Raw genomic sequence first — 24,391 nt, forward strand, 5'->3', positions numbered from 1 at the left:
CGGCTGCCACGGGGATGGCGATGGAATTTCAGGGATGGAGCGACGGCCTGGCCCTGCGGCCACGCGATTACCTGGGAAAGGGCGACACGCTCGCCGCCGTCGTCAGGACGGCGGGACCGCTGACGGGCGAGGCCCTCTACCTGTTCGCGCTCGGCAGCGCCACCACCATGGCCAGGCTCCACCTCGGCGGGATCGCCGGGCTGCGGCTCAACCCCGGCGGCGTCATCGTCGGGCGGCACGGCCAGGTGACGTTCGCGCCGGGGCCGCGCGACAGCCTGTTCCCCGCCCACGACGTCAAGGACTGGGCCGACACGGTCGTCTTCGCGGCCACCGGGCACCGGCCCGGCGACGGGGCCGACCTCGACAGGCTGCTCCCCGCCCTGCGCGCGGTCATCGACGAGTGCCGGCGCGCCGACGCGGCCGCCCGCCCGTCGGCCGTCGACCTGGTCCGCGTCCTGCTCGGCCACTCCGGCACCGCCCGCCGCGCCTCGGCGCACGACCTGCTGCTGGAGGCCGAGCGGCGCACCAGGCCGCCCCAGGAGCCGGCGCCGTACGAGGAGCACGTCGTGGCCGTGCCGTTCTGGCGCAGGCCCGCGTACCTCACCGGCATCGCCATCGGCATCGCGCTCGTCGCGGGGGCGGCCGGCGCGGTGGTCATGATCTCCGGCCAGGCGAGCGGGACGGGAGGGACGGGCGCGAGCGACGTGGTGAGCGCGGTCGGCCGGCGCACCGCCACGTTCCGGCAGGTGATCAGGGAGACGCGGACCACCGGGCAGACCGTGGCCGAGGGGCGGCTGAGCTTCGACCCCGGCGCGCCCGCCACGTCGTACGACATGAGGATCAGCTGCGGGAACGATCCACAACCCACGCCCGTCTCCCTCGTCGGGAGCAGGGGCGTGGCCGGCGGGACGGCGTTCGACGCCGACCGCCCGCCGGTCGAGTCGTGCGTCCAGTGGACGGCGCGCACCGTCAGGGAGCTCAGCTCGCCGCGCACCATCAAGGGCCTGCTCGACGCTGCCGGGACGGACGTGACCAGCGCGAACGGCCGCACGCTGACCGGCTCCGCCCTGGCCCACCGGGTGCGGGGCGAGGAGGGGCAGAGCACGTACGCGGGCCTGCCGGCCGAGGGGCCGGTGCGGTTCACGCTGCAGGTGGACGGCCAGGGCCGGCCGGTACGGCTGGAGCTGCGCCTGGCCGGCCGGGGCAGCACACCCCAGATCGTCGAGACCGTTTATCGGGATTGGCGCGCGTTCGAGGCCATCAAGGGGATGACGACCAATGGCTGAGGAATTCACCGCCGACCGCCAGGAGGCCGCGAAGGTCTCGCGGGATCTCAAGGCCATCCGCGCGGCGCTGGACGGAGGCAGGACCGGCGCGCTGGATGCGAGGACCGGCTCGGAGAAGGTCGACGACGCCGTACGGAGGTTCTTCGAGGAGTCGTCCGACAACCGCGAGCGCATGGACCAGCTCCTGGAGCGGGCCGCGGGCCTGCTGGACGCCCTCGTGGACGGCACCGGCACGCTCGACGGCTCGCTGGCCGACTCGCTCTCGACCAGCTCCTCGACCGGCTCGGGGAGCTCGTGATGAAGGCGCTCGGGCTCGGCGTGCTGACCGGCGTGCTGGTCGCGACGGTGGCGGTGTCGCTGGTGTTCGCGCTGACGGACCGGCCCCTGGCGCCGGCCGCCGCCCGCGCCGCCCTCGTCGGGGAGACCGGAGGGGGCGGAGGGGTCGGAGGGGTCGGAGCGGCCGGGGACCCCGGCGAGCCTGCGGGACAGGCGGTCACGTCCCCTTCGGGCGAGGGCCGCACACCGGAGCAGGACGTCAGCGCGGAGCAGGACGTCAGCGCGGAGCAGGACCCCGGCGCGGAGCAGGACCTCAGCGCGGCGCAGGACCCCGCACCGGAGAAGGCCGACTTCGCCGGGCGGGTGACGGGCGGTGGTGGCGGCGGGCTCGTCGCGCTGTCCGTCCGCGACGGCAAGGCCGTCGGCTACTTCTGGGACGGCCGCCGCGAGGTGTGGATGTCGGGCGACGTTCGCGGCGCCCGCGCCACCCTCCAGGGCGGGCGCGCCCTGATGACCGCCGACCTCGGCACGGCCGCCGCGAAGGGAAACCTGGTGCTCGGCGAGGACGCCTTCCGTTTCACCGCGCCCGCCGTCGAGCGCGCCCCCGAGCCGGTGAACACCGCGATCAAGGAGCTGACCGATGGCTGACCTCCCCTTCGGGTTCACGTTGCGGGTGCCCGAGTCCTGGTACGAGTTCGACGTGTGGCGCGCGGGCCGCACCGCGGACCTGGCCCGCCTGGTGGACGCCCGCGTGGCGGCCACGCCGGAGCTGGCCCCGCACCGGCCGGTGCTGCTGAAGGTGCTGCGCGAGGTCGCGGAGCTGGCGGCGCGGCACGGGGCGGTGTTCGGGGCGGCGATGACCGATCACGTCGAGGACGCCGGCACCGTCCTGGCCACGCTCATGGTCCTGCACACGCGGGGCCGCTCCGACCCCGGCGGCAACACGGTCGAGGCGATCGCGTCGGGCGTCGTCGCCGTGCCGCGCACACCGGGCACGCCCGCCTGGCGCGGCGTCGAGATCGTGGAGCTGGACGCGGGCCGCGCCGTCCGCGTGCGCGGCATCGAGACCGGCGAGCTCGACACCGTGGTCATGCAGACCCTCATCCCCGTGCCCGGCGGGCACGGCGTGCTCGACGTGGTGCTCACCAGCCCGCACCTCAGCCTGGCCGAGCCGATGCTCGACCTGTTCGACGCGATCAGCGCCACCCTGGCCTGGTCCGACCCCCAAGGAGAGTGAACGTCATGGCAGGTGGAACCCATCACCTCAGCTTCCCGCAGGTGGAGAACAGCGCCACCCGGCTCAACAAGGAGAAGGAGGACATCGAGGGCCGGCTCACCCAGCTCAAGTCGATGATCGACCAGCTCGTGAGCAGCGACTTCGTCACCGAGCGGGCCTCCGGCAAGTTCCAGCAGGACTATGACCAGTGGAACAACGGCGCCAAGCAGGTCATGCAGGGCCTGGAGGGCATGAGCCAGTTCCTGAAGACGGCCATCGCCAAGCACCGCGAGCTGGACGCCTCGCTCAGCGGCGGCGCGGGAGCGTGAGGTCGTGCCGGGCGGATGGGACGTCCTGGGCCTGGCCGGCGACCCCGCGCCGGGGGACCCGGGGCAGGTCAGAGGGCTCGCCGACCGGCTGCTCGACGAAGCGCGGCTGGCCGAGGACAACACGGCCAGGCTGAGCACCGTGTCGGGCGGCAGCGCGGCGCTGCGGATGCGCGGCGACTACGCGGCCCGCTACACCGAGGCGCTGGGCGAGCTGCCCGGCGAGCTGGCCAAGCTGGGCAGGGCGTACCGGGGCGCCGGTGAGGCGCTGATGACGTACGCGGGCAGCCTGGAGGCGGCCAGGGCCCAGGCCGGCACGGCGTTGCGCCGGGGCCGCAGCGCCGCGGCCGAGTCGCAGGGGGCGCTGCGCGAGATCCAGGCGCGGCTGCCCGGCCCGGTGCGCGACCTGCCCGAGGCGGAGTCGGCCCTGGCGCTGGCCGACCTGCCCACCCAGGAGGCCGCGCGTCCCGCGCTGCAACGGGCCCGCCGGGCGGAGGACGACCGCGAGCGGGCCCGCCGGATCGCCGAGGAGGCGGCCCGGCTGCGCGACGACGCCGCCGACCGGGCCACCCGGGAGATCGAGCAGGCGCTCGACGGCAGCGGCATCAAGGACAAGTCGTGGCTGCAGAAGGCGTGGGACACGATCAGCACGCCGTTCCGGTCCTGGGACGACTTCGTGTCGTTCGCGGCCACCGTGGGGGCGGTGGCCGGGCTGGTGGTGCTGGTCATCGGCACCGGCGGGGTGGCCGGGGTGATCGTGGCCGGCGTGGCGGTGGCGGCGGGCGCGGTGGTGCTGGGCGACGCGCTCGACAAGTACCGGCGGGGCAAGGGCTCGCTCGGCGAGGTCGGCCTGGCCGCGCTGGGCGTGCTGCCGGTCGGCAAGGGCCTCGCCCTGCTCGGCCGCGGCGCGAAGGCCGTCCTGGGGTTGCGCGGCGCGGCGAGCACGGTACGCGGCGGCGGCGGCGCCCTCCTCGGCACCGGTGCCCTGGGGGTGCGCGGCGGCACCGGCGCCGTGGGGACGCGCGGCGGCGGGAACGCGCTGCGCACGCTGATGGGCGGCGGCGGCGCCCGCCGGGGCACGGCCGCGACCACGTCGTGGCAGCGCGGCCGCCAGTTCTTCAGCCAGGACCCGGTGCACTTCCCGACCGGTACGGTGCTGCTCCCGCAGACCGACGTCGAGCTGCCCGGCGTGCTGCCGCTCCGCCTCGAACGCACCCATCTGTCCACCTACCGGGCCGGCCGCTGGTTCGGCCGCTCCTGGGCCTCCACCCTGGACCAGCGCCTGGAGGCCGACGCGGAAGGGCTCTGCCTGGCCACCGAGACCGGGGCGCTGCTCGCGTTCCCGTACCCGGAGCAGGACCGGCCGGCGTACCCGGACGACGGCCCGCGCCTGGAGCTGCGCGAGACCGACGACGGCTACGCGGTCACCGACCCGCTCACCGGCCGTACCACGCACTTCGCCGAGGCGGCCGAACCCGGCGTGCTGCCCGTCGCGGCCGTCACCGACCGCAACGGCAACCGGATCGAGGTGCGTTACACCGACGGCCTGCCCTCCGAGATCGCCCACTCCGGCGGCTACCACCTCGACATCGAGACGTCCCGTGGCCGCGTCGTGGAGCTGCGGCTGCGCGGCGCCGGCCAGCGGCTGCTCTCCTACGCCTACGACGAGGCCGGCGACCTGACCGAGGTGACCAACTCCTCCGGCCTGCCACTGCGCTTCACCTACGACGCCGACGGCCGGATGACCCGCTGGCAGGACCGCATCGGCACCTGGTACGCCTACACCTACGACCTGGAGGGCCGCTGCGTGTACGGCACCGGCTCCGCGGGCGTCTTCAACACCGAGCTGTCGTACGGCGACGGCGTCACCAGGGCCCGCGACTCGCTCGGCCACCTCACCACGTACCATCACAACGACCTGCTCCAGGTCACCGCCGCGACCGACCCGCTCGGCCACACCACCCGCTACCGCTGGGACCGCCACGACCGGCTGCTCGCCCGCACCGACGCGCTCGGCCGCACCACCCGTCACACCTACGACGAGGCCGGCGCCCCCCTGTCGGTCACCCGCCCGGACGGCGCCACCCGCCGCTGCACCCGCGACGCCCGGCACCTGCCGGTCACCGTCACCGACTTCGACGGCACCACGACCACGCTGCGCCACGACGAGCGCGGCAACCTCGTCGCCGCCGGCGACACCACGTTCGCCTATGACGAGCGCGGCCACCTGACCGCGGTCACGAACGCGCTCGGCCACACCCACACCCTCACCACCGACGCGGCCGGCCTGCCCCTGACGATCACCGAACCCACCGGCGCGACCACCCGCTACGAGCGCGACCCGTTCGGCCGCGTCACCGCCGTCACCGACCCGCTGGGCCGCACCACCCGCCACACCTGGACGGTCGAGGGCCGGCCCGCCACCCGCACCCTGCCCGGCGGCGCCGTCGAACGCTGGGCCCACGACGCCGAGAACAACCTGATCGAGCACACCGACGCCATGGGCGAGACCACCCGCGTCGAGATCGGCCCCTTCGACGTGCCCACGGCCCGCACCACGCCCGACGGCGCCCGCCTCACGTTCTCCTACGACACCGAGCTGCGCCTCACCCAGGTCACCAACCCGCAGGGCCTGACCTGGCACTACACCTACGACCCGGCCGGCAACCTGGTCGAGGAGACCGACTTCGACCGCCGCGTCCTCAGCTACCTGCACAACCCCGTCGGCAACCTCACCGAGCGCGTCAACGGCGCCGGCCAGTCCACCAGCTTCGTCTACGACGTCCTCGACCGGCTCATCGGCCGACGGGCCGGCGACCGGCTCACCACGTTCGACTACGACCCGCTGGGCCGCCTCGTCCACGCCGCGAACCCCGACGCCGACCTCACCCTCACCCGCGACGCGCACGGCCGCGTCGTCCGCGAGACCTGCAACGGGCGCACGCTCACCTCCGCCTACGACGCGCTCGGCCGCCGCGTGCTGCGCCGCACGCCGTCGGGGGCGGAGACCTTATGGACGTACGACGCCCGCGACCTGCCCCTCACCCTCGAAACCGGCGGCCGGCTCCTCCGCTTCACCCACGACGCGGCCGGCCGCGAAACCTCCCGGACCTTCGGCCCTGGCACGGCCCTCCTGCACGACTGGGACGACGACGGCCGCCTCCACTCCCAGACCCTCACCAGGGGCCCGGCCGGCCGCATGGCGCAACGCCGCACCTACGGCTACCGCAGGGACGGCGCGCTCACCGAGATCGACGACCTCCTGTCCGGTCGCCGCCGCTTCGACCTCGACCCCGCCGGCCGCGTCACCGCCGTCCATGCCACCGGCTGGACGGAGACGTACCACTACAACACCGCCGGCCAGATCACCGACGCCACCTGGCCCGACCCCGGCGACACGCAGGGCCCGCGCGCCTACACCGGCACCATGGTCCGCCAGGCCGGCCGCACCCGCTACGAGTACGACCGCCAGGGCCGCACCGTCCTGCGCCGACGCAAGGGTCTGTCCGCCGAACCCCGCACGTGGCACTACACCTGGGACGCCGAGGACCGCCTCACCGCCGTCACCACCCCCGACGGCACCCGCTGGCGCTACCTCTACGACCCGCTCGGCCGCCGCATCGCCAAGGAACGCGCCGACGGCGCCCACCGCACCGACTTCACCTGGGACGGCCTCACCCTCGCCGAGCAGTCCACCGACGACCGCACCACCTCCTGGGACTGGGCCCCCGGCACCTTCCGCCCCCTGACCCAGACCGAACGCTCCCGCCAATGGGTGGACGAACGCTTCTACGCCATCGCCACCGACCTCCTCGGCACCCCCACCGAGCTGATCACCCCCGACGGCGACATCGCCTGGCGCCCCCGCCGCACCCTCTGGGGCACCCCGCGAGACACCTTCACCACCGGCCCCGACTGCCCGCTACGCTTCCCCGGCCAGTACGAGGACCCGGAATCGGGGCTGTACTACAACCTCCTGCGCCACTACGACCCGGAATCCGGCCGCTACACGGCGGCGGACCCGATCGGGTTGCGGGGCGGGTGGGACCCGCACGCGTACGTCCTCAATCCACAGGTGTGGACAGACCCGCTCGGCCTCTCCGCCTATCCACGGGAGCTGCCCGCGGGCAAACCGCCGTCCGTGGTACGGAACGGGCTGACGGACCACGAGCCCGCCCAGGCTCTCGAAGTGGCGAGACTCCGCGGCGGCGAGTTCGTGGGACCGCCGACCACCAACTACGCGGGCATCGACGGGTGGCTCGACGGGGTGCCGGTCAGCCTCAAGGAATACGGTGGGAACAAGCCCGTCTTCGTGCTGAAAAAGGCGGGCAGAGCCGATGACGAGGCGAGAGACGCCGGCTTCTCGGGCGTGGAGCTCTACATCAACGCGAAGAACGTGCCGAAGCAGGAGCTGCTCGACTTCGCCCGCAACGGCCCGCTGCCGGGTATACCGAAGCAGGGAACTCTCAGCAGCATCTACGTCAACACAGCCGATGGCTGGGTCGTGTTTCCGGGGTGACGCATGTCCGTGGAGATCGAAGTGCACTGCCCGAGGCGTCCGGATCCGGAGGCTCTGGCGCGCATGGCCGCCTTCGCGATGCGCACGATCCTCGGGGTGCCCGACGGTGAGATCCGCTTCGAGGAGCGGGAGAGATCCTGGAGGTTCCACTGGGGGGAGGGGGCGCACGTCGCCACGTTCTTCGCGCCGCCCACCGAGTTCGAGGTCAACGGCGCCTGGTACCTGTCGTTCATGCCGAGCGCCCGTGGGATGGCCGTACCGTACCTGCTCATGATCGTCGTGTCCGCTTCCGCGGCGCTGCTCACGGGTGGCACCCTGGACGACGACAACTTCCCGTTCAGCCGGACGGACCTCGACCCCGAGATCCTGCTGGCCCAGGTCCTGCGGGAGGCGCCCCTGCCGGCGGAGGCCGCCGTCCACCTGCTGCGGACCGGGCAGCCGGCGCCTGCCTGAGGTGACGCATGTCCATCGAGATCGGAGTCGTGTGCCCGGAGCGGCCGGATCCGGACACTCTCGCACGCGTGGCCGGCTTCGTCATGCGGACGATCCTGGAGGTGACGAACGTCGAGGTCACCTTCGTGGACGAGGACGACCTCTGGCGGTTCCACTGGGGTGGCGCGGGCCAGGTCACCGCGTTCTTCGTGCCCGCCGACCGGCACGAGTTCGCCGGCCACCGGTACCTGTCGATCGAGGCGGGCCGAGGCGACGAGCAGGTCACCGAGCTGCTCATGATCGTCCTGTCGGCGGTCGCCGCGCTGCTCACCGGCGGCACTCTCGACGACGACAACTACCCCTTCGAGCGCGCTGACCGCACCGCCGACGCGCTGCTGAGCCAGGTCCTGCGGGAAGCGCCGCTGGAGCCGGGTGAGGCCGTTCGGTCGCTGGTGACCGGCCGCCGCCCGTGAACGGTCGGTCACGAGGGCGGCGGCCGGGTGGGCGCCGCTTCAGGGGGTTTCCTTGGCGATGGCTTCGCGGACGGCGGGGACGATCTCCCTGGCCCAGCGGGCGAGGGTGGTGGGGTCGACGGCGCCGTGATCGGCGGAGAAGAGGATGAAGCCGGATGCCTGGTGCTCCAGCACGGCCTCCGTCAGTTCCTCGATCCATTGGCCGACGGAGCCGCCGATCCAGCGGTCGTCACGGTCGCGGGTCGCGGGCAGGGGCCGGTCGGTGATGCGGCCGGGGAAGTTGTAGATCGTACGGATCTCGCGCGGGTCCCGGCCGGCGGCGACGGCCGCCTCGTCGATGATCGGCCCTGAGGTCCGGTAGCGCTCGCTGCGCCAGTCGGCCGCGTGGCCGGGGAGCCAGCCGTCGGCCACCCGGCCGGTGGCGGCCAGCGACTTCGGGCCGTTGGAGCCGGTCCACACGGGAGGCGCGGCCACGGGGGCCGGCTCGATGCGGCGCACCTGGTAGTGGCGGCCCTGGTGGGTGATGGGCGGGCCGCCGCCCGACAGCTTCCTGATGAGGACGATCGCCTCCTCGAAGGCGTCCACGGCGTCGCCGGGCGACAGGCGTGGGACGCCCATGTCGGAGATGCGGTCCCACAGCCCGCCGGCGCCCATGCCGAGCACGACCCGGCCGCCGCTGAGGGCCGACAGCGACGTCACGGTGCGGGCGAGCATGGGGGCGGGCCTGGTCGGCAGGTTGGTGACGTTGGCCAGGCCGGCGATGTGCCGGGTTTGTCCGAGGAGGAAGGTGATCGTGGCGTAGGCGTCCAGCCGCCTGCCGAGGTAGGGGTGGTCCGACAGCGAGAACAGGTCGAGCCCGTCGCGGTCGGCCTGCTGGACCATGCGCAGCAGCTCCGGTCCGTCGTCGACGTCGCTGTGCGCGCCGAAGCCGAAGATGACGTCATGGGCGGGCATGGTTGTGCCTTTCAGGTCTCTACGTGCGGGAGGTCGTGATCACCAGGCGTAGGCTTCGGGCGCGGGCTTGGCCCCGTTGGGGGCGGGTGGCGGGAACAAGGTGTCCAGCCTGGCGAGCGTGTCGCCGTCGAGGGTGATCGTCAGGGCCCGGAGCGAGCTGTCCAGTTGCTCGACCGTGCGCGGGCCGATGATGGGGCCGGTCACGCCGTCCTGGGCGAGCAGCCAGGTCAGGGCGACGTGCGCGGGGTCCTCGCCGAGGTCGGCGCACAGCTTCTCGTACGCCTCGATGGTGTCGCGGTGGGCGGCGAGGGTGGCGGCCGAGCGCCCGGAGGAGCCGCGGGCGGCGCCGCCCTGCCGCTGTTTGCGCAGGACGCCGCCGAGCACGCCGCCGTGCAGCGGCGACCACGGGATCAGGCCCAGCCCGTAGTGCCGGGCGGCGGGCAGCACCTCCAGCTCGACCCAGCGGTTCATCAGGTTGTAGATGGACTGCTCGCTGACCAGGCCGAGGAAGTGCCGCGACCGTGCGGCCTCCTGTGCCTGGGCGATGTGCCAGCCGGCGAAGTTGGAGGAGCCGTAGTAGAGGACCTTGCCCTGCTGGCGCAGGACGCCGAACGCCTCCCAGATCTCCTCCCACGGCGTGTTCCTGTCGACGTGGTGCATCTGGTACAGGTCGATGTGGTCCGTCTGGAGGCGCTTGAGCGACGCCTCGGCCGCGCGCCGGATGTGCAGCGCCGACAGGAACCGGTCGTTCGGCCCGTCGCCGGTGGGCAGGTAGAGCTTGGTCGCCAGGACGGTCCGGTCGCGCCGCCCTCCGCCCTTGGCGAACCACCTGCCGATGATCTCTTCGGTGGCGCCGTCGCCGGGCGTGCGGCCGTACACGTCGGCCGTGTCGAAGAAGTTGATGCCGTGTTCGTGGGCGCGGTCCATGATCGTGTGGCTGTCGGCCTCGGAGGTCTGGGGCCCGAAGTTCATCGTGCCCAGGACGAGCCGGGACACCGACAGGCCACTGCGGCCCAGCTGCGTGTAGTTCATGTCAGGCGCCGCCGAACTGCTCGGTGAAGCGGCCGGTGAACAGGTCGGCGCCCTTGTACGCCGACACCGTCTCCGCGGTGACGACGGCCGGGCCGTCGGGGCCGGGCAGCTGGCCGGCGCCGCCACGCGGGCCGAGCGGGAGCAGGATCATGGGGTGGGGCAGCGGCTGGTAGGTGGCCGTGGGCGGCTCGCCGCGCAGCTGGGCGGTGATGTTGCGGGCCACCACCTCGGCGTGCTGCATCGCGTACCCCGCCATCTTGGCCTCGGGCACGTCGGTGATGTCGCCGATCGCGTACACGTGCTCGTACCCGCGGACGTTGAGCCCGTCGGTGACCGGCACGTGCCCGCGCGGGGTGCGGGTGGTGAGCCGGCCGTCGGCGAGGTAGTCGCTGTTGACGCGGACGCCGTGGGCACGGAACCAGATGTCGGCGGCGATCTCCTGCCCGTCGGCCGTGGTGACGGTGAAGGTGCCGGCCCGGCCGGGCTCGGTCGCCGGCGGCGCGGTCAGAGTGGTGCCGAGCCGCAGGTGGATGCCGAGCTCGTCGAGTTGGCGGTGCAGGTCCTGGCGCATCTCCGGCTCGAAGCCGGGCAGCAGCCGCTCGGCCGGGTCGACGACGGTCACCTGCTTGTGCGGCCAGACCTCCTTGATCTCCCCGGCCAGCTCCAGGCCGACCGGCCCGGCTCCCAGGATCAGCACGTGCTCGGCGCCGGCCAGCTCCTTGTGGGTGCCGCGCAGGTCCTCCAGGACCTGCTCGGTGGAGTCGGAGACGGGTTTGGCCGGGTACGTGTAGCTGGAGCCGGTGGCCAGCACCAGGTAGTCGGCCTCGACCCGCCGGCCCGAGGCCAGCGTGACGCCGCCGGGATCCACGGAGACCGCCCGGTCGCGGATCACCGTGCCCCGGGTCAGGAATCCGGTGTAGGGGAAGAACATGTTGCTCCCCCAGTCGGGCTGGGTGAGCGCCCGCAGCGAGCCGGCCGTGTTGACGAACGCGTCGCGCGGGTCGATGAGGACGACCTCGGCCTCGGGTTCGGCGTCCAGCGCCTTGGCGACCGCCGCGCCCCCGTAACCACCGCCGATGACCACAACTGTACGACTCATGGTTCAAGCCCCAATCAGGAAGTGGTGAGTTCGTGCTACGAACCATATTAGTTCGTGGCACGAACTGCAACTCTGGAAGGGGAAAAAATGCGAAGCTGCCCAGTGGAGCGCGGTTCTACCTGGTAGTTGCCCTTGTCCTCCGACCTTCGGGGTCTCGTGAAGTTCGCGGCACGAACTGGCCTCTAGAGGGTGGCGAACTGCAGCAGGTCCAGGCGGCGGGCCGACCCCATGTAGGCCCGGCCCGGCGGGCCCGCGAAGAACTGGTCGGGCTCCAGGTTGATCCCGTGCTCCCGGGCGTGCACCCGGCTCGTCGGCGTCAGCAGGAAGCGGGTGCCTGAGCGCAGCACTTCGCTCACCTCGCTCGCCAGCGCCCGCCGGTGCCCCTCCAGCAGCGAGGTGGCGTCGCCGCACAGCACCAGGGCGCGCCGGCCCAGCTCCGACGGCGCGAGGAGGTCCTGGAGCAGGGTGGGGAGGGTGTCGAAGCCCTGCTCGCGCGGGGTGATCGTGATCTGGTCGACGTCGTCCACCACCACCGCGTACCGGTCCCCCTCAAAGGCTTCGACGGCCTCGCGCAGCTCTTCGTCGGTGAACGAGGTGCCGGTCAGTGCCCTGGCCTCGGGGAGCGAGCGGACCAGCGGGGAGCGGGGCGGGGCGAGCGCGAGCACCCGGACGCCGGCCCGCAGCAGCACGGTCGCCATGACCAGCGCCGCCGTGCTGCGGCCCGACCCGGCGGGGCCGGAGACGAGCACGAGGTGCGGGCCGAGGTCGAAGAGGTCGAGGCCGACGGGGGTGACGCCGGGCCCGCCGACGCCGATGGCCGGGGAGGGGAGGTCGCGGAGCGCGACGGCGGCCGGGAGCGGGGGGAAAGGCCGGGGGCCGAGGTTGGCGGATGCGGCGTGGGCGGGGGCGGGCGCGCGGCTGTGACGGCCGGAGACGGGTGAGCCGGGGACGGGTGAGCCAGAGACAGGCGAGCCGGAGACGGGTGGAACAGGGCCGGGGAGGGTTTCGGGTGGGAGGCAGATCTGGGCGTGCAGGCCGCTCGCCGCCTCGATCGCCCGCCCCGCCAGCACCGGCGGCGACACCATCCCCGAGGTCAGGTACGAGCGCCGCGTCTCCTCCCGGGGGAACGGCAGGAACAGCCGCCGCGAGAACAGGTCAGGCGTCTTGCCGCGCAGCATGTCGTGCCCGCCCACCGCCACCGTATGGATGCCGACGGGCGCCCCGCCGGCCACGATGCCGCGCAGGGTGACGAGCAGGGGCGTCTCGAAGAAGTCGGGGCTGCCGCGGTCCTCGAAGTACTCCCACCCGTCGATGACGAGCACGATCGCGGGCGCGGCCGGCCCTCCGGGCGTCAGGCGGGCCAGCCGCCGCCGCTCCACCTCCTCGGCGAGCCAGGTGACGAGCCGCCGGATCCGGTCGGGCTCGCCGCCGCCGACGACGGCCCCGCAGAGCGGCAGCGACGCGTACGCGGCCAGCCCGCCCGGCTGGTTCTCGATCACGTACAGCCACACGTGCTCGGGCGAGCAGCGCGCCGCCAGGCTGGAGATCAGGGTGCGGCAGAACGTGGTGCGCCCCGACTGGGGCCCGCCGGCGACCATGAGCCGTTCGGTCCCGGCCAGGTCCAGGGACATGACGGGCTGCGCCTGGTTGGCGGGGTCGTCGAGCAGCGCGAACGGCACCCCGTCCGCTCCTGGCAGCGCGGCCAGCGGCAGCGCGGCGGGCAGCGGCGGCAGGAGGGGGCGGAACGGCGGCTCGACCGGCAGGCGCGGCGCCGCCTCCAGGACGGCGGCGATGGCGAGGTCCTGGTCGGTGCGGCTGGCCCGCCGCCCGCCGTCCCGAGACTCGGGGCGGGGCAGGCCGAGCGTGGGCCAGGGGGCGAGGCGGGCGGTGGCGGGCGCGGCGCCGGTGGAGGGCGGGTCGCCGAGGTAGCCGGTCTGGAAGAGCTGCGGGGTGCGTTGCTCGCCGCCCACGCGCATGATCATGCCGCGGCCGCGCAGCCGGGACGGGATGGTGGCGGCGTCGGGCACGCCGAGCACTTCGACGCTGTCGGAGGGCTCGTTCTGGCGCAGGGTGATGCGCAGGGAGATGTTGTTCTTCAGCTCGGGCGACAGCTTGCCCTGCAACGACTGCGTGGCCAGCACGAGGTGCATGCCGAGCGAGCGCCCCTTGGCGGCGACGTTGACCAGCTCGCGCAGGAAGTCGGGCGAGGTCTCCAGCACGCGGGCGAACTCGTCGAAGACCATGACGAGCCGGGGCAGCCGGCCTCCGGCGTTCCAGTAGGCGTCGATCTCGCCGCCGTACCGGGCGAGGACGGCCTCGCGCCGGCGGACCTCCGCCCGTACGGAGGCGAGCACGCGGCGGGCGGCGGCCTCGTCGAAGACGTCGGCGGCCGTGTCGCCGGTGGAGCGGATCAGCCCGACCACGTGCGGGCAGCGCTCGAACGGCAGGAACGCGCTGCCGCCCTTGAAGTCGACCAGCACGAGGTTCAGCTCGTCGGGCCGGTTGGCGAGCAGCAGGGAGGTGACGAGGGTCTGCAGCAGGATGCTCTTGCCGGCCCCGGTGGCGCCGCCGAGCATGGTGTGCGGCCCGTCGGCGGCGAGGTCCACGGTGACGGGGCCGGTGCCGTCGGCGCCGACGCACACGCGGGTGGTCGGCCCGGGGTCGGCGGCCCACCGCGTCAGGACGGCCTCGGCGTCGGGCACGCCCATCCCGAGCGCGTCGAGCAGGCGGACGGCGTCGGGGATGACGCTGTCGGCCCTGGCCAGGGTGAGCCGGTCGCGCATGGGCGCCACGGCGCGGGCGATGCGTTCGGCGGCCTGCTCGCCGAGGCTTTCCGGTTGCACGGGGACGGGCAAGCCCTGCCGGCCGCGGGTGAGCAGCATGCCGGCGCCGTCGAGCTCGCAGACGCCGCGGCACTCGTTCAGGCTGCGCTGGTCGGCGCAGATGACGTACACGCCGACGGTGGGGCCCTCCCTGAGCACTTCCTTCATGCCGGGGATGTCGCGTAAGGCCCGTGCCCCGTCGAGGACGACGACGATCTCCTCCGCGAACGTGACGTGCCGCTCCTTGGCCTTGAGCCGCTCGGTGACCAGGTCCTTGAGCTCCTCGATCCGTTCGGCGCGGGTCTCGGGCGTGTTGCCGACCAGGCACGGTACGGGGGCGTCCACGTTCAGGTGCGGCAGCCAGCGCGTCCAGGCCAGGTGCTCGCCCCCGGAGGCGGTGATCAGCACGAGCCGCAGCTCGTCGGGGGCGCGCAGCGTGCCGAGCTGGACCAGCAGCCAGCGCAGCAGCGCGTCCACGGGGCCGGGCGGGCCGATGACGCCGAGCACGCCGATCTGCCGCAGGTCCACGGTGACGGGCACCCCGCGCAGCACCGGCGGGACGAACCCGGGCCACGGCTCGCCCTCGAACGCGATCGTGGCCGGCTCGTCCGCCACGCCCACCCGTAAGGTCAGCCCGTCGGGCGAGTCGGCGTTGCGCGGCCACAGCCCATGCCCCTCGTGGGTGGCGGCGAAGGTGAGGTCCACCTCGTCGGGGGCGACCACGTGCCGCAGCCACTGCTCGTGCACGACGTGCTGCCGGACGCGCTCCATCGTGTCCTGTTTGCGCTGGGCGAACTCGCGTTCTTTCTTCTTGCGCTGCCGCCCTTCCACCCACTGCGTGCCGAAGAACGTGATCGGCGTCAATAATCCGAACAGCAAAAAGTACGGGCTTTTCAGGAAGATCGCCATCGCGATGGAAATCGGCAGTGGCAGCAGCGACGAAACCAGCGCCACCCCGATATTGCGTTGCGGAGCCTCGTTCCGCGGCAGCGTGACGCGCGCGCCGGCGACGGCGGGGGCGGGGGAGAAGGCCCGGTCGAAGTCGATGCGCCCGTCGCGGGCGCGGGTGGTCCTGAGCCGGGACGCCGGCAGCGGCGCCCACCGCAGCCGGTCGTCGCCCACCTGGAGCACCCCGTCGGGGCGCAGCGGCACCGGCGCCTGGACGCCCAGCTCGTCCACGAGGGTGCCGTTGCGCGAGCCGAGGTCCACGACCGTGGCCTCGCCCGTCCACGACACGTCGAGGCGGGCGTGCCGCCTGGACACCTTCTGGTCCAGCGGCAGGCTGATGTCGGTCCACTCGCGGCCGATGACGTGGCTGCCGGGGCTGAGCCAGATCACCCGGCCCGCGTCCGGGCCGGCGAACACGCGGATCGCGCCGGCCGCCGCGAGGGGTCTCCACGGCTGGGTACGCTCCGGCTCGCCGACGCTGATCGTCGCCCCCGGAACGAGCGGGCTGTCGGACACGGGGGAGTCGGGGTCGAGCTTGTCGCCGCCGACGTAGCAGGGACGGCCGCGAACGGGGAAGGGCAGCGCCCGCAGCAGCGAGCCGACGAGGGTCTCGGGCTCCGCCGTCACCTCGGCGTCGACGGCGGTGGAGGCCGCCGGATCGCGGATCGTCAACCGAATGATCATAATCCCCTCTCCAGGGGACTGAAGCACGATTCAGCAGATAAATCTAGCTTTAGGCGAGACAGGCAAACTATCCAACCTTGGCCCCGTCTCGTGGCTAGAGTGATAATTCTCAATATCAGCCTACCGAGCGCGATATTTCATGATATCCGCAGCGCAGGGAGCCGCGGAGTGTCTCACCGCGTAACCGACGAGGCCATGGTCACAGCCCTCTATCGCGAATACGGCGCCCCCCTGATGGCCTTCGCCGTCAGGCTGACGGGCGGCGATCGCCGCTGGGCCGAGGACGTCGTCCAGGAGACCCTCGTGCGCGCCTGGCGCAACCTCCACAACCTGCGCACGGAGTCCGGCTCGCTGATGCCCTGGCTGGCCACGGTCGCGCGCCGGGTCGTCATCGACAACCGCCGGCGCTCCGGCTCGCGCCCCCTCGACACCGTGGAGGACATCGGCGACCGCGTCCAGCCGGTCGCGGCCGAGGACGAGCGACTGTTACGGGAGATCGTCGTGACCGACGCGATGATGTCGCTGTCCCCCGCGCACCGGCAGGTGCTCACCGAGACGTTCCTCCTGGACCGCACCGTCCAGGAGGCGGCGGAGACGATCGGCGTGCCCGTCGGCACGGTGAAGTCCCGCGTGTACTACGCCATGCGCGCCTTACGGGTCGCGCTGGAGGAAAGGGGGGTGACGCTGCCGTGATCGAGGAGCGTCACGATGACAGGGGGGTGGCGTGATGACAGAGGTACATCACGAGGACGTGGCCGCGTACGCGCTCGGCCTGCTCAACGAGGAGGAGCGGGCCGCTTTCGAGCGCCATCTGGACGCGTGCGGGAGCTGCGCGTCCGAGGTGGGCTCGTTCGCCGCGATGGGCGAGCTGATCAAGGGCGTCCATCCGGACGACCTGCTGCCGCAACCACCGGACCCGCAGGTGGAGTCGCTGCTGGTGCACCGGGCCGCCAAGGAGCGCCGGCGCCGCAGCCTGCACCGCGGCGTCATGACGGCGGCCGCCTGCCTGGTGGTCGCCGCCGGGGTCTTCCTCGCCGTCAGCTCCGTGACGAGCGGCCCCAACCCCGACAGCGTCCACGGCCCGGCCCGCGAGCTGCTGCTGACCGGCCACACCTACTCCGTGACCGACCCGGCCACCGGCGTGTCGGGGGTCGTCGGCCTGGAGGACAAGGGGTGGGGCACCCACGTCGCGCTGGAGCTCAAGGGCGTCAAGGGGCCGCTGCAGTGCCGGCTCGTGGCGTTCGGCGACGACGGGCGCTCGGAGGTGGTCGCGAGCTGGGGCGTGCCGGAGAAGGGGTACGGCGTGCCGGGCTCGCCCGACCCGCTCGTCCTGCACGGCGGCACCAGCCTGCCGCAGTCGGAGCTCAACCACTTCGCCATCCAGACCTCCGACGGAAGGACCCTGGCGACCGTCACCGTTTAAAGAGCCAGTAACCGTCTAAAGGGCCAGTAACCGCACCCGCAGCTCGCTCACCTGCTTGGGCTCGGCGATCCCGTCCCAGGGCGACAGGGCCGCCAAGCCCGCCTCCTGGTGCTCCGCGGCGCGCTCGCGCCGCAGCCGCGCCAGGTGCAGGTGGGCCAGCGCGGTGCTCACCCCTGCCGGAGGCAGACGCGGCTCGGCCTCCTCCAGCAGCGCCACCACGGCGGCCGGCTCGTGCGCCGGGTCCTCCAGCATGATCCCGGCCCGGTGCACCAGGCAGCGGGCCCGCCCGATCTCGTCGGCCGCCCCGGCGTAGAGCCGCTCGGCCTCGCCCAGGTGCAGGCCGGCGTCGTGGCCCTGGCCCAGGTAGTGGTGGGCCAGCGCGAGCAGTTCGCGGGCGTGCGCCTCGGCCCCGGGGTCGCCGGCCCGGCGGGCCAGGTCGAGCGCCTGGAACAGCACGACCCTGGCATGGGCGTGCAGGGTGCGCGCCTCGGGGCCGCGGCCGTCGTGGTCGAGCGTCTGGGCCCTGCGCATGAGCAGCGCCGCCACGTTCGCCAGCCGCAGCGCCTGGCCGAGGACGTCGCCGCCGGCCAGCGCCTGGCCGTAGCGGACGAGGGCGGACTCGACGGCGGTGAACTCGTCGCCGCCGGCCAGCAGGAGCGCCGCGTGCGCCAGGTGCAGCCCGGCCGGCCACGACTCGACCCTGACGTGCAGCGCCGCCGCGCGGTTGAAGTGCTGGCGCGCCTTGCGCGGATCCCCCCAGGTGAGCAGCACCGCGCACTGGCGCAGCTCGGCCGTGGCCTGCACCTGCTCGTCGCCGAGCGCCTTGGCGGCCCTGGCCAGCTCGGCCGCCGCGCGCAGCCGGTCCTCGTGCCGCTGTTCGAGCCGGAACCAGGTCTCCAGCGCGTCCGCGATCCGGGCGAGGGCGCGGCCGGTCCTGGGCGCGGGGTCGTGGCGGGCCAGCACCTGCAGCAGCACCCGGTCCTCCATCGCGAACCAGGCCCTGGCCTCCTCGGCGGGCAGCCGGTCGGCGTAGGCGGCGGCCTGCCCGGCGAAGTGCTCCACCAGCCGCCGCCACGCCGCCACCTCCCTCGGCGTGCCCTCCGCGCCGCCGCCGCGGAACGCGCCCGACACCCTGACCCGTGTCATCCGTACGTTCTCCACCAGCCCGAGCTCGGCCAGCTCCGCGATCGCGTCGGCGGCGGACGGCACGCCGAGCAGCGCGGCGGCGGCCTGGTGGTCCACCTCGGCGATCGGCAGCCCGGCCAGCAGCACGAAGAGCTGCTTGGCCATGGGCCGCAGCTGCTTGACGCCGAGGGTGAGCACGAAGTCGAGCGTGTCGGAGACGGGCAGGCTGCGCAGGTCGTCCACCAGCGACTGCAGCGGCACGCCCGGGTTGCCCGCCAGCCAGCGGCCGACTCTGACGAGCTCCAGCGGGCTGCCCAGGCAGACGTCCACCAGCAGCTCCAGTGCCTTCGGGTCGCGGGCGGCGCGGTCGTCGCCGATGTGGCGGGCCAGCAGCGCCCGGCCGGCGTCGGGGGCGAGCGGGCCGAGCTGGATCGGCTCGACGTGCTGCGGCGGCGCGTCGGTGAGCGTGCCGGCCACCACGATGTGCGCGCCGGGCACCCGGGTCGGCAGCCATTCGACCTGGCTCCACGAGCTGACGTTGTCGAGCAGCAGCACGTGGCCGGTGCCGGTGAGCGCCTCGATCACCTGCGCGGTCGCGTCGTGGGGCTCCTGGATGGCGCCCGGCGGCCGGTTCAGCGTGCGCAGCACCCGCTGCGCCACGCTGAGCGGCGTCTCGGGGCGGTCTCTGTCGGGGCCGCGCAGGTCGGCGTAGCGCTGCTTGCGTGCCTCGCCCGCCAGGTCCCACACCGCCTGGACGGCCACGGCGGACGTGCCCATCCCGATCGGCCCGTGCACGACGACGACGCCGCGCTCCAGGGCCTCGTCCTTGATCCGCTGGAGCTCGGCGTCCCTGCCGACGAGGCCGTCGATCCGGTCGGGGAACGGCATGGGCGCGAGGACGGGGCGGGCGGCCGGCTCGCGGCGGCGGCGGATCGCGTACGTGAGCAGCGCCGCCGCGATCGGCACCAGCACCACGAGGACGACCAGCAGCCACGTCGGGAAGCCGCCGATGAGCTGCTTGATCAGCTCCTCCTGGAGGAGCAGGACCGTGCCGCCCACCGTCAGCACACCGCCGACGCCCAGCTCGGCCCAGTGCGCGGCGGCCCGCCGGTACAGCCGGGAGAGCCGGTAGCTGAGCCGTTCCCGGCGCGAGATGTCCGTCATCGGCGCACCCCCCGCGTGAGCCCCCGGTACAGCCGGCGCGCGGTCAGCGCCACCACCAGCACCGGCACCGCGGTCGCGATCACCGCCTGCGCCGCCAGCGGGCTCGCCGCGCTCATGAAGTGGCGGGCCTGCTCCAGCAGGATCAGCGGCAGGTGGTCGCCCGACGGCCAGTTGAGCAGCAGCCCGACCACCGCGTCGTTCCAGACCAGGACGAACGCCAGCACCCCGGCCAGCACCACCGCGGGCCGGGCCTCGCGGACCACGTGGACCAGCTCCCACCGGTCGCGCGCCAGCATCGGCGCCGGCACCCGGACGAACGCGTTGTGCAGCACCAGCACCGCCAGCGGGATCACCAGCGCCGCGTGCACGATGGTCAGCGCGAGCGGCGTGCCGACCGGGCTCAGCCAGCGCTGCAGCGGCACGGCGAACGCCTGCGGCGGCAGCGCCGCGAGGGCCACCGTGACGAGCAGGACGGGCCGCCAGGCGCGGCGGGGCAGCCGATGCTCGTGGGCCAGCACGTACGCGGCCGGCACCGCGGCCAGCAGCACCACGCACACCACCGCCACTGCCCGCAGGAGCGTGGTGCCCAGCGCCCCGGTGAACGCGCTGTCGGACAGCGCTTCGGCGTACGAGGCGAGCGTCCACGGCTCGCCGTTCCACCAGCCCGTCCGGGCGGCGGCGACGGGGTCGCGCAGCGAGGTGAGCAGCAGCGCCGCGAACGGCAGCAGCCACAGCACCGCCACCGTCCCGCCGAGCGGCCACAGGCGCCGCCCGGAAGCGGCCGGTGGACGTGCCGTCAGGGCGGGGTCGGTCCAGCTCACGCGCCCGCGCAGCCCGAGCAGCGCCGGTGCGGCCAGCCCCGCCACCAGCAGCGACATCAGCACGGCCAGCGCGGCGGCCCCGCCGTCGCCCAGGTCGTCGTTGTGCCGCCACCAGAACAGCCCGCCGCCCTCCACCAGCGCCTGCGTGGACCCCGGCACCCCCATCAGCACGAGGTCGAACACGCGGGCCGCCGCGACCAGCGCGAACAGGTACGCCAGGGCGGCGGGCCCGGCCAGCGCGGGCAGCACCACGGACCAGAGCCGGCGCCGCCGCCCCACGCCGAACGCCCTGGCCATGCGCAGCAGGTTCGACGGCAGCCGGGCCAGGGCCTCGTGGAAGACGAGGAACGCGACCCCGGCGTACTGCCAGACGAAGGCCAGCCCGAGCACCAGCCAGATCCAGCCGGGCCCGAGGAAGGCGGTGTCGCGGCCCAGGAGGGCGGCGGCCATGCCGCGCTCGCGGCTGGTGTCGAACAGCAGCCGGAAGACCGCCCCCGTGGTGAGCGGCGAGACGACGGCGGGCAGCACCAGGATGACGCGCATGACCAGGCCGAGCGCGGGCCCGGCGTTCCTGACCAGCCAGGCCAGGCCGAGGCCGACCGCGCACACGACCACGACCAGCACCCACCAGATGAGCGTGTTGCCGACCGCCTGCCACGCCTGGCCGTCGCTCAGCACGCCCGCCCACGCGCCGGGCCTGGACAGGCTGATGACCACGGTCACCAGGAGCGGCGCGAGGATCACGCCCGCCGACAGCAGCACCGCCAGCAGCAGGTAGAGGGCGGCCCGCCAGCGGCTGAGCCCGTGGCCGGCCGGCGGCATCCGGGCGTCGTGGTGCGGGGCCACCTCGAACAGGAACGCGTTCTGCTCGCTCATCAGGCGGGGCCCTCCCCGGCGGCGGCCACGATCTTCTCGCGGGCGGCCGCGGCCGCCGCGGCGGGGGCGGCCGTGCCCGCGGTGACATCGGTGAACAGCTCGGTGAGCACCCGCCACAGGCCGCGCCCGTCGCCGCCCTCCAGTCGGCCGATCAGCCGGTCGGACAGGTCGTAGTGGCGGTTGCCCGCCGTGTGCAGCGCCTCGGCGGGCCCGCGCAGCAGCGGGTGCGCCGGCTGTCTGTACGGGGTCAGGAACCCGCCCTCGTCCACCCAGGCGGTCAGCACGTCCCGCTCGCCGCCCGCGCGCGGCCTGGTCAGCCAGTCGACGAAGTCCACCGCGTCCTGGCCGCCGCCGCGCATCGCCACCGCCACGTCGCCGCCGACGACCAGCGGCGGCGACCCGCCCGGGTAGGCGGGGAAGGGGAAGTGGCCGGCCACGTCCTTGCCGCCGTACCGCTCGATGACGGGCAGCGCGAAGTCGGGCGCGGCCACGACGTCGGCGGTGCGGTAGCTGAACACGTCGAGGATCGAGTCGTGGAACTGCAGGGTGAGCGCGCGCCTGCCCTGGTCGTAGGTGAACGCCTCGCGCCAGATCGTGGCGAGCAGCGTGAGCGCCTCGGTCACCTTGGCCACGCCCCACCACGCCTGGTTGCCCTGCTCGGCCGGGGGGAAGAGGCCGTCGTACACCTCGGGGGCGTAGGCGAGCAGGACGTTCTCGAACCAGTCGCTGAGCACCCACCCGTCGGCGGCGCCGATCGCCAGCGTGCCGGGGCGCGGCTGCCAGGCGGTCAGGCCGGCGAGCGCGTGCCGCTCGCCCGCGCGGTGCCACACCAGCGACTTGTTCGCGATCTTGAACCAGGCGCCCAGCGTCTCACCGCTTTCCGGCGCGGTCACCAGCCGCCGCCAGAAGGCCGGCTGCGCGTGCCCGCCGGTCAGCGGCCTGATGCGGGGCCGCACGAGGGGGTCGAACAGCAGCCCCAGCCGGGGGATGACCGCCACGTCGGGCACGACGTCCGCGGCCGGGCCGCGCAGCAGCGCGCTGATGTTGTCGCCCGCCGAGTAGACGCTGACCGGCCGCCGCCTCTCGGCCACGTACGCGTCGACCACGCGCAGGAAGCGGCGTAACTCCTCGCCGCTCCACACCACCGCGACCCGCAGCGGCGGCGGCCCCGCGCAGCCCGCCAGCGTGACGGCGGGAACGGCGGCCAGGAACGCCCTACGGCTCATCGACATCGGTGATCTCCCAGAGGCAGGAAGGGGAGGCGAGGCTGGCCACCCTCGTGCCGTCGTCGGTGACGACGAGCACCGCCAGCCCGGGGTCGGCGCCCAGCGCCCCGCTCACCGCCGCGTGACACGGCCCGCAGCCCGTGCGGTCCTCGATCACCACCACCTTCACGGGCAGCGGCCGGCACAGCACCCGCGCCAGCGCGACGCTCAGCCGCTCGTCGTGGGCCAGCTCGTGCGGCCGGGAACGCAGGAAGCCCTGGATGTCCAGCCGCCGGGCCATGAACGCGATGCGCCCCTGCACGAACGACGGCGCCAGGTCGTCACGCGCGGCCAGCGCCAGGTTGCGCTCGACGGTCAGGTGCGGCAGCAGGCCCGCGCCCGCCGGCACCAGGCCGATCTCGCGCTCCGCCGGCGGCCGCATGGTGATCTCGTGGCCGTCGAGGCCGATGCGGCCGCCGACGGGCATCTCCAGGCCGAGCAGGATGTCGGCGAACGCGTCGGCGTCGGCCGGCCCGCGGGCCACCACCACGGCGGTCTGGCCGGGGTCGAGGGTCAGCGGGTCGGGTGACAGGCGGCGCCGGGCTCCGTGCGTGTCCCAGGTGAGACCGTCGATCTTCAGAAGTGGCACGTCCGCAACCGCCGTCAACGTCGGGATGACCTCCGCACTTGACGTTGGCACAAACGGTGCATGACTTCAACGTGATTGATCGATACCGCTACGTGTTCACGAAGAGGCAGAAGGGGTGGCCGTCGGGGTCGAGGTGCACGCGTACGTGCTCCTGCGGCTGGAAGCCGGCCACCGTGGCGCCCAGCTCCACCGCTCTGGCGCTGCTCTCCTCCAGGTCGTCCACCTCGATGTCGAGGTGCATCATCATCTGCTGGGCGCCGGGCCGCGCGGGCCAGGTGGGCCGCACGTACTGCGGGTCGGTGGCGAACGACAGGCCCGCCCCGCCGTCGGGCGGCGCGAGCATCACCCAGCCGGGCTCCTCCTCCCTGACCTTCCAGCCCAGCAGGGCACGGTAGAAGGCGGCCAGGGCGTTCGCGTCGGGCGACTCCAGGACGGTGGCGGACAGTCTCACAAAGCCTCCTGGGGGGCGGAGAAATGGGTGCTGAACCAGTCTCTTGCGTGCCCGGCCACCGCCTCCAGCGCGCCGGGCTCCTCGAACAGGTGGGTCGCCCCCGGCACGACCGTGATGCGGCTGTCCGCGCGCAGCCGCCGCCGCGCCTCCTCGTTCAGCTCCACCACGACCGGGTCCCGGCCGCCCACGATGAGCAGGGTCGGCGCGCGCACCGCCGCCAGCCGGTCCCCGGCCAGGTCGGGGCGCCCGCCGCGCGAGACGATCGCGCTGATCGCGTTGTCCGGCTCCGCCGCCGCCCACAGGGCCGCGGCCGCGCCGGTGCTGGCGCCGAAGTAGCCGATCGGCAGGCCCTTGGTGTCGGGGTGGGCGCGTACCCGGGCGGTGCGCTCCAGCAGCCGATCGGCCAGCAGCGGGATGTCGAAGACGTTCGCCCGGTCGGCCTCCTCCTCGGGGGTGAGCAGGTCGAACAGCAGCGTGGCCAGGCCCGCCTCGTTGAGCGCACCCGCCACGTACCGGTTGCGCGGGCTGTGCCGGCCGCTGCCGCTGCCGTGCACGAACACCACCATGCCACGCGCGGCGTCAGGAACGATCAGATCGCCGGACATGTGTC

General features: G+C 73.8%; 20 protein-coding genes. 10 read left to right on the forward strand and 10 right to left on the reverse strand.

What is annotated here, in order from left to right:
• Positions 1-20: 20 nt before the first annotated feature.
• Genes HCN51_RS21090 through HCN51_RS21125 form a run of 8 tightly spaced genes read left to right on the forward strand, consistent with a single transcriptional unit; the run spans position 21 to position 8,528 of the window.
• Positions 21-1,286, forward strand: coding sequence for a protein kinase family protein (locus HCN51_RS21090; RefSeq protein WP_168011241.1), 1,266 nt, complete (start codon positions 21-23; stop codon positions 1,284-1,286).
• The gene (locus tag HCN51_RS21095; RefSeq protein WP_168011242.1) at positions 1,279-1,584 is read left to right on the forward strand and encodes a hypothetical protein; all 306 of its coding nucleotides are present in this window, start codon (positions 1,279-1,281) and stop codon (positions 1,582-1,584) included. The genes HCN51_RS21090 and HCN51_RS21095 overlap by 8 nt, the downstream gene beginning before the upstream one ends.
• Entirely contained in the window at positions 1,584-2,210 is a 627-nt protein-coding gene (locus HCN51_RS21100) for a hypothetical protein (protein ID WP_168011243.1), read from the forward strand. Before HCN51_RS21095 ends, HCN51_RS21100 begins: the two co-directional genes overlap by 1 nt.
• Positions 2,203-2,799: a hypothetical protein gene (locus HCN51_RS21105; RefSeq protein WP_168011244.1), complete on the forward strand. Its 597-nt coding sequence runs from the start codon at positions 2,203-2,205 to the stop codon at positions 2,797-2,799. The genes HCN51_RS21100 and HCN51_RS21105 overlap by 8 nt, the downstream gene beginning before the upstream one ends.
• A 5-nt stretch (positions 2,800-2,804) precedes the next feature.
• The gene (locus HCN51_RS21110) at positions 2,805-3,107 is read left to right on the forward strand and encodes a WXG100 family type VII secretion target (RefSeq protein WP_080047303.1); all 303 of its coding nucleotides are present in this window, start codon (positions 2,805-2,807) and stop codon (positions 3,105-3,107) included.
• A 4-nt stretch (positions 3,108-3,111) separates the two neighbouring features.
• Positions 3,112-7,623, forward strand: a complete 4,512-nt coding sequence (locus HCN51_RS21115; RefSeq protein WP_168011245.1) for a DUF6531 domain-containing protein — start codon at positions 3,112-3,114, stop codon at positions 7,621-7,623.
• 3 nt (positions 7,624-7,626) lie between these two features.
• Positions 7,627-8,076, forward strand: coding sequence for a hypothetical protein (locus HCN51_RS21120; RefSeq protein ID WP_168011246.1), 450 nt, complete (start codon positions 7,627-7,629; stop codon positions 8,074-8,076).
• 8 nt (positions 8,077-8,084) lie between these two features.
• Positions 8,085-8,528: a hypothetical protein gene (locus HCN51_RS21125; protein WP_168011247.1), complete on the forward strand. Its 444-nt coding sequence runs from the start codon at positions 8,085-8,087 to the stop codon at positions 8,526-8,528.
• Positions 8,529-8,567: 39 nt separating this feature from the next.
• Here HCN51_RS21125 and HCN51_RS21130 read toward each other — a convergent pair whose 3' ends face one another.
• The 4 genes from HCN51_RS21130 to HCN51_RS21145 form a co-directional block, all read right to left on the reverse strand.
• A complete protein-coding gene (locus tag HCN51_RS21130) occupies positions 8,568-9,482 on the reverse strand; it encodes an LLM class flavin-dependent oxidoreductase (RefSeq protein WP_168011248.1) in 915 nt (304 codons plus the stop codon).
• Positions 9,483-9,521: 39 nt separating this feature from the next.
• The gene (locus tag HCN51_RS21135; protein ID WP_168011249.1) at positions 9,522-10,514 is read right to left on the reverse strand and encodes an aldo/keto reductase; all 993 of its coding nucleotides are present in this window, start codon (positions 10,512-10,514) and stop codon (positions 9,522-9,524) included.
• A gap of 1 nt (position 10,515) precedes the next feature.
• Positions 10,516-11,613 carry an NAD(P)/FAD-dependent oxidoreductase gene (locus tag HCN51_RS21140; RefSeq protein WP_168011250.1) on the reverse strand — a complete coding sequence of 366 codons (1,098 nt, stop codon included), beginning with the start codon at positions 11,611-11,613 and terminating at the stop codon, positions 10,516-10,518.
• 182 nt (positions 11,614-11,795) lie between these two features.
• The gene (locus tag HCN51_RS21145; protein WP_168011251.1) at positions 11,796-16,067 is read right to left on the reverse strand and encodes an FtsK/SpoIIIE domain-containing protein; all 4,272 of its coding nucleotides are present in this window, start codon (positions 16,065-16,067) and stop codon (positions 11,796-11,798) included.
• Between the two features lie 168 nt (positions 16,068-16,235).
• Here HCN51_RS21145 and HCN51_RS21150 point away from each other — a divergent pair, with 168 nt between their 5' ends.
• Both HCN51_RS21150 and HCN51_RS21155 read left to right on the forward strand, forming a co-directional pair.
• On the forward strand, positions 16,236-16,760 hold the full coding sequence (locus HCN51_RS21150) for a sigma-70 family RNA polymerase sigma factor (RefSeq protein ID WP_428981544.1): 525 nt from the start codon (positions 16,236-16,238) through the stop codon (positions 16,758-16,760).
• 34 nt (positions 16,761-16,794) lie between these two features.
• Positions 16,795-17,490 carry a zf-HC2 domain-containing protein gene (locus HCN51_RS21155; protein ID WP_168011252.1) on the forward strand — a complete coding sequence of 232 codons (696 nt, stop codon included), beginning with the start codon at positions 16,795-16,797 and terminating at the stop codon, positions 17,488-17,490.
• A 15-nt stretch (positions 17,491-17,505) separates the two neighbouring features.
• Here the strand turns inward: HCN51_RS21155 and HCN51_RS21160 are convergent, their stop codons facing one another.
• From HCN51_RS21160 to HCN51_RS21185, 6 genes are all read right to left on the reverse strand, one after another.
• Entirely contained in the window at positions 17,506-19,779 is a 2,274-nt protein-coding gene (locus HCN51_RS21160) for a hypothetical protein (protein WP_168011253.1), read from the reverse strand.
• Positions 19,776-21,476: an ABC transporter permease subunit gene (locus HCN51_RS21165; protein WP_168011254.1), complete on the reverse strand. Its 1,701-nt coding sequence runs from the start codon at positions 21,474-21,476 to the stop codon at positions 19,776-19,778. The genes HCN51_RS21160 and HCN51_RS21165 overlap by 4 nt, the downstream gene beginning before the upstream one ends.
• Complete coding sequence (locus HCN51_RS21170; protein ID WP_168011255.1) at positions 21,476-22,708, reverse strand: hypothetical protein; 1,233 nt, start codon at positions 22,706-22,708, stop codon at positions 21,476-21,478. The genes HCN51_RS21165 and HCN51_RS21170 overlap by 1 nt, the downstream gene beginning before the upstream one ends.
• Positions 22,692-23,330: an ATP-binding cassette domain-containing protein gene (locus tag HCN51_RS21175; protein ID WP_168011256.1), complete on the reverse strand. Its 639-nt coding sequence runs from the start codon at positions 23,328-23,330 to the stop codon at positions 22,692-22,694. Before HCN51_RS21175 ends, HCN51_RS21170 begins: the two co-directional genes overlap by 17 nt.
• A gap of 88 nt (positions 23,331-23,418) precedes the next feature.
• Positions 23,419-23,781: a VOC family protein gene (locus HCN51_RS21180; RefSeq protein WP_168011257.1), complete on the reverse strand. Its 363-nt coding sequence runs from the start codon at positions 23,779-23,781 to the stop codon at positions 23,419-23,421.
• Positions 23,778-24,386 (reverse strand): dienelactone hydrolase family protein, encoded by a 609-nt coding sequence (locus tag HCN51_RS21185; RefSeq protein ID WP_168011258.1) that lies wholly within the window; start codon positions 24,384-24,386, stop codon positions 23,778-23,780. The genes HCN51_RS21180 and HCN51_RS21185 overlap by 4 nt, the downstream gene beginning before the upstream one ends.
• Positions 24,387-24,391: the final 5 nt, after the last annotated feature.

Origin of the sequence: Nonomuraea composti, from assembly GCF_012034275.1 — a bacterium.
Lineage (GTDB): Bacteria > Actinomycetota > Actinomycetes > Streptosporangiales > Streptosporangiaceae > Nonomuraea > Nonomuraea composti.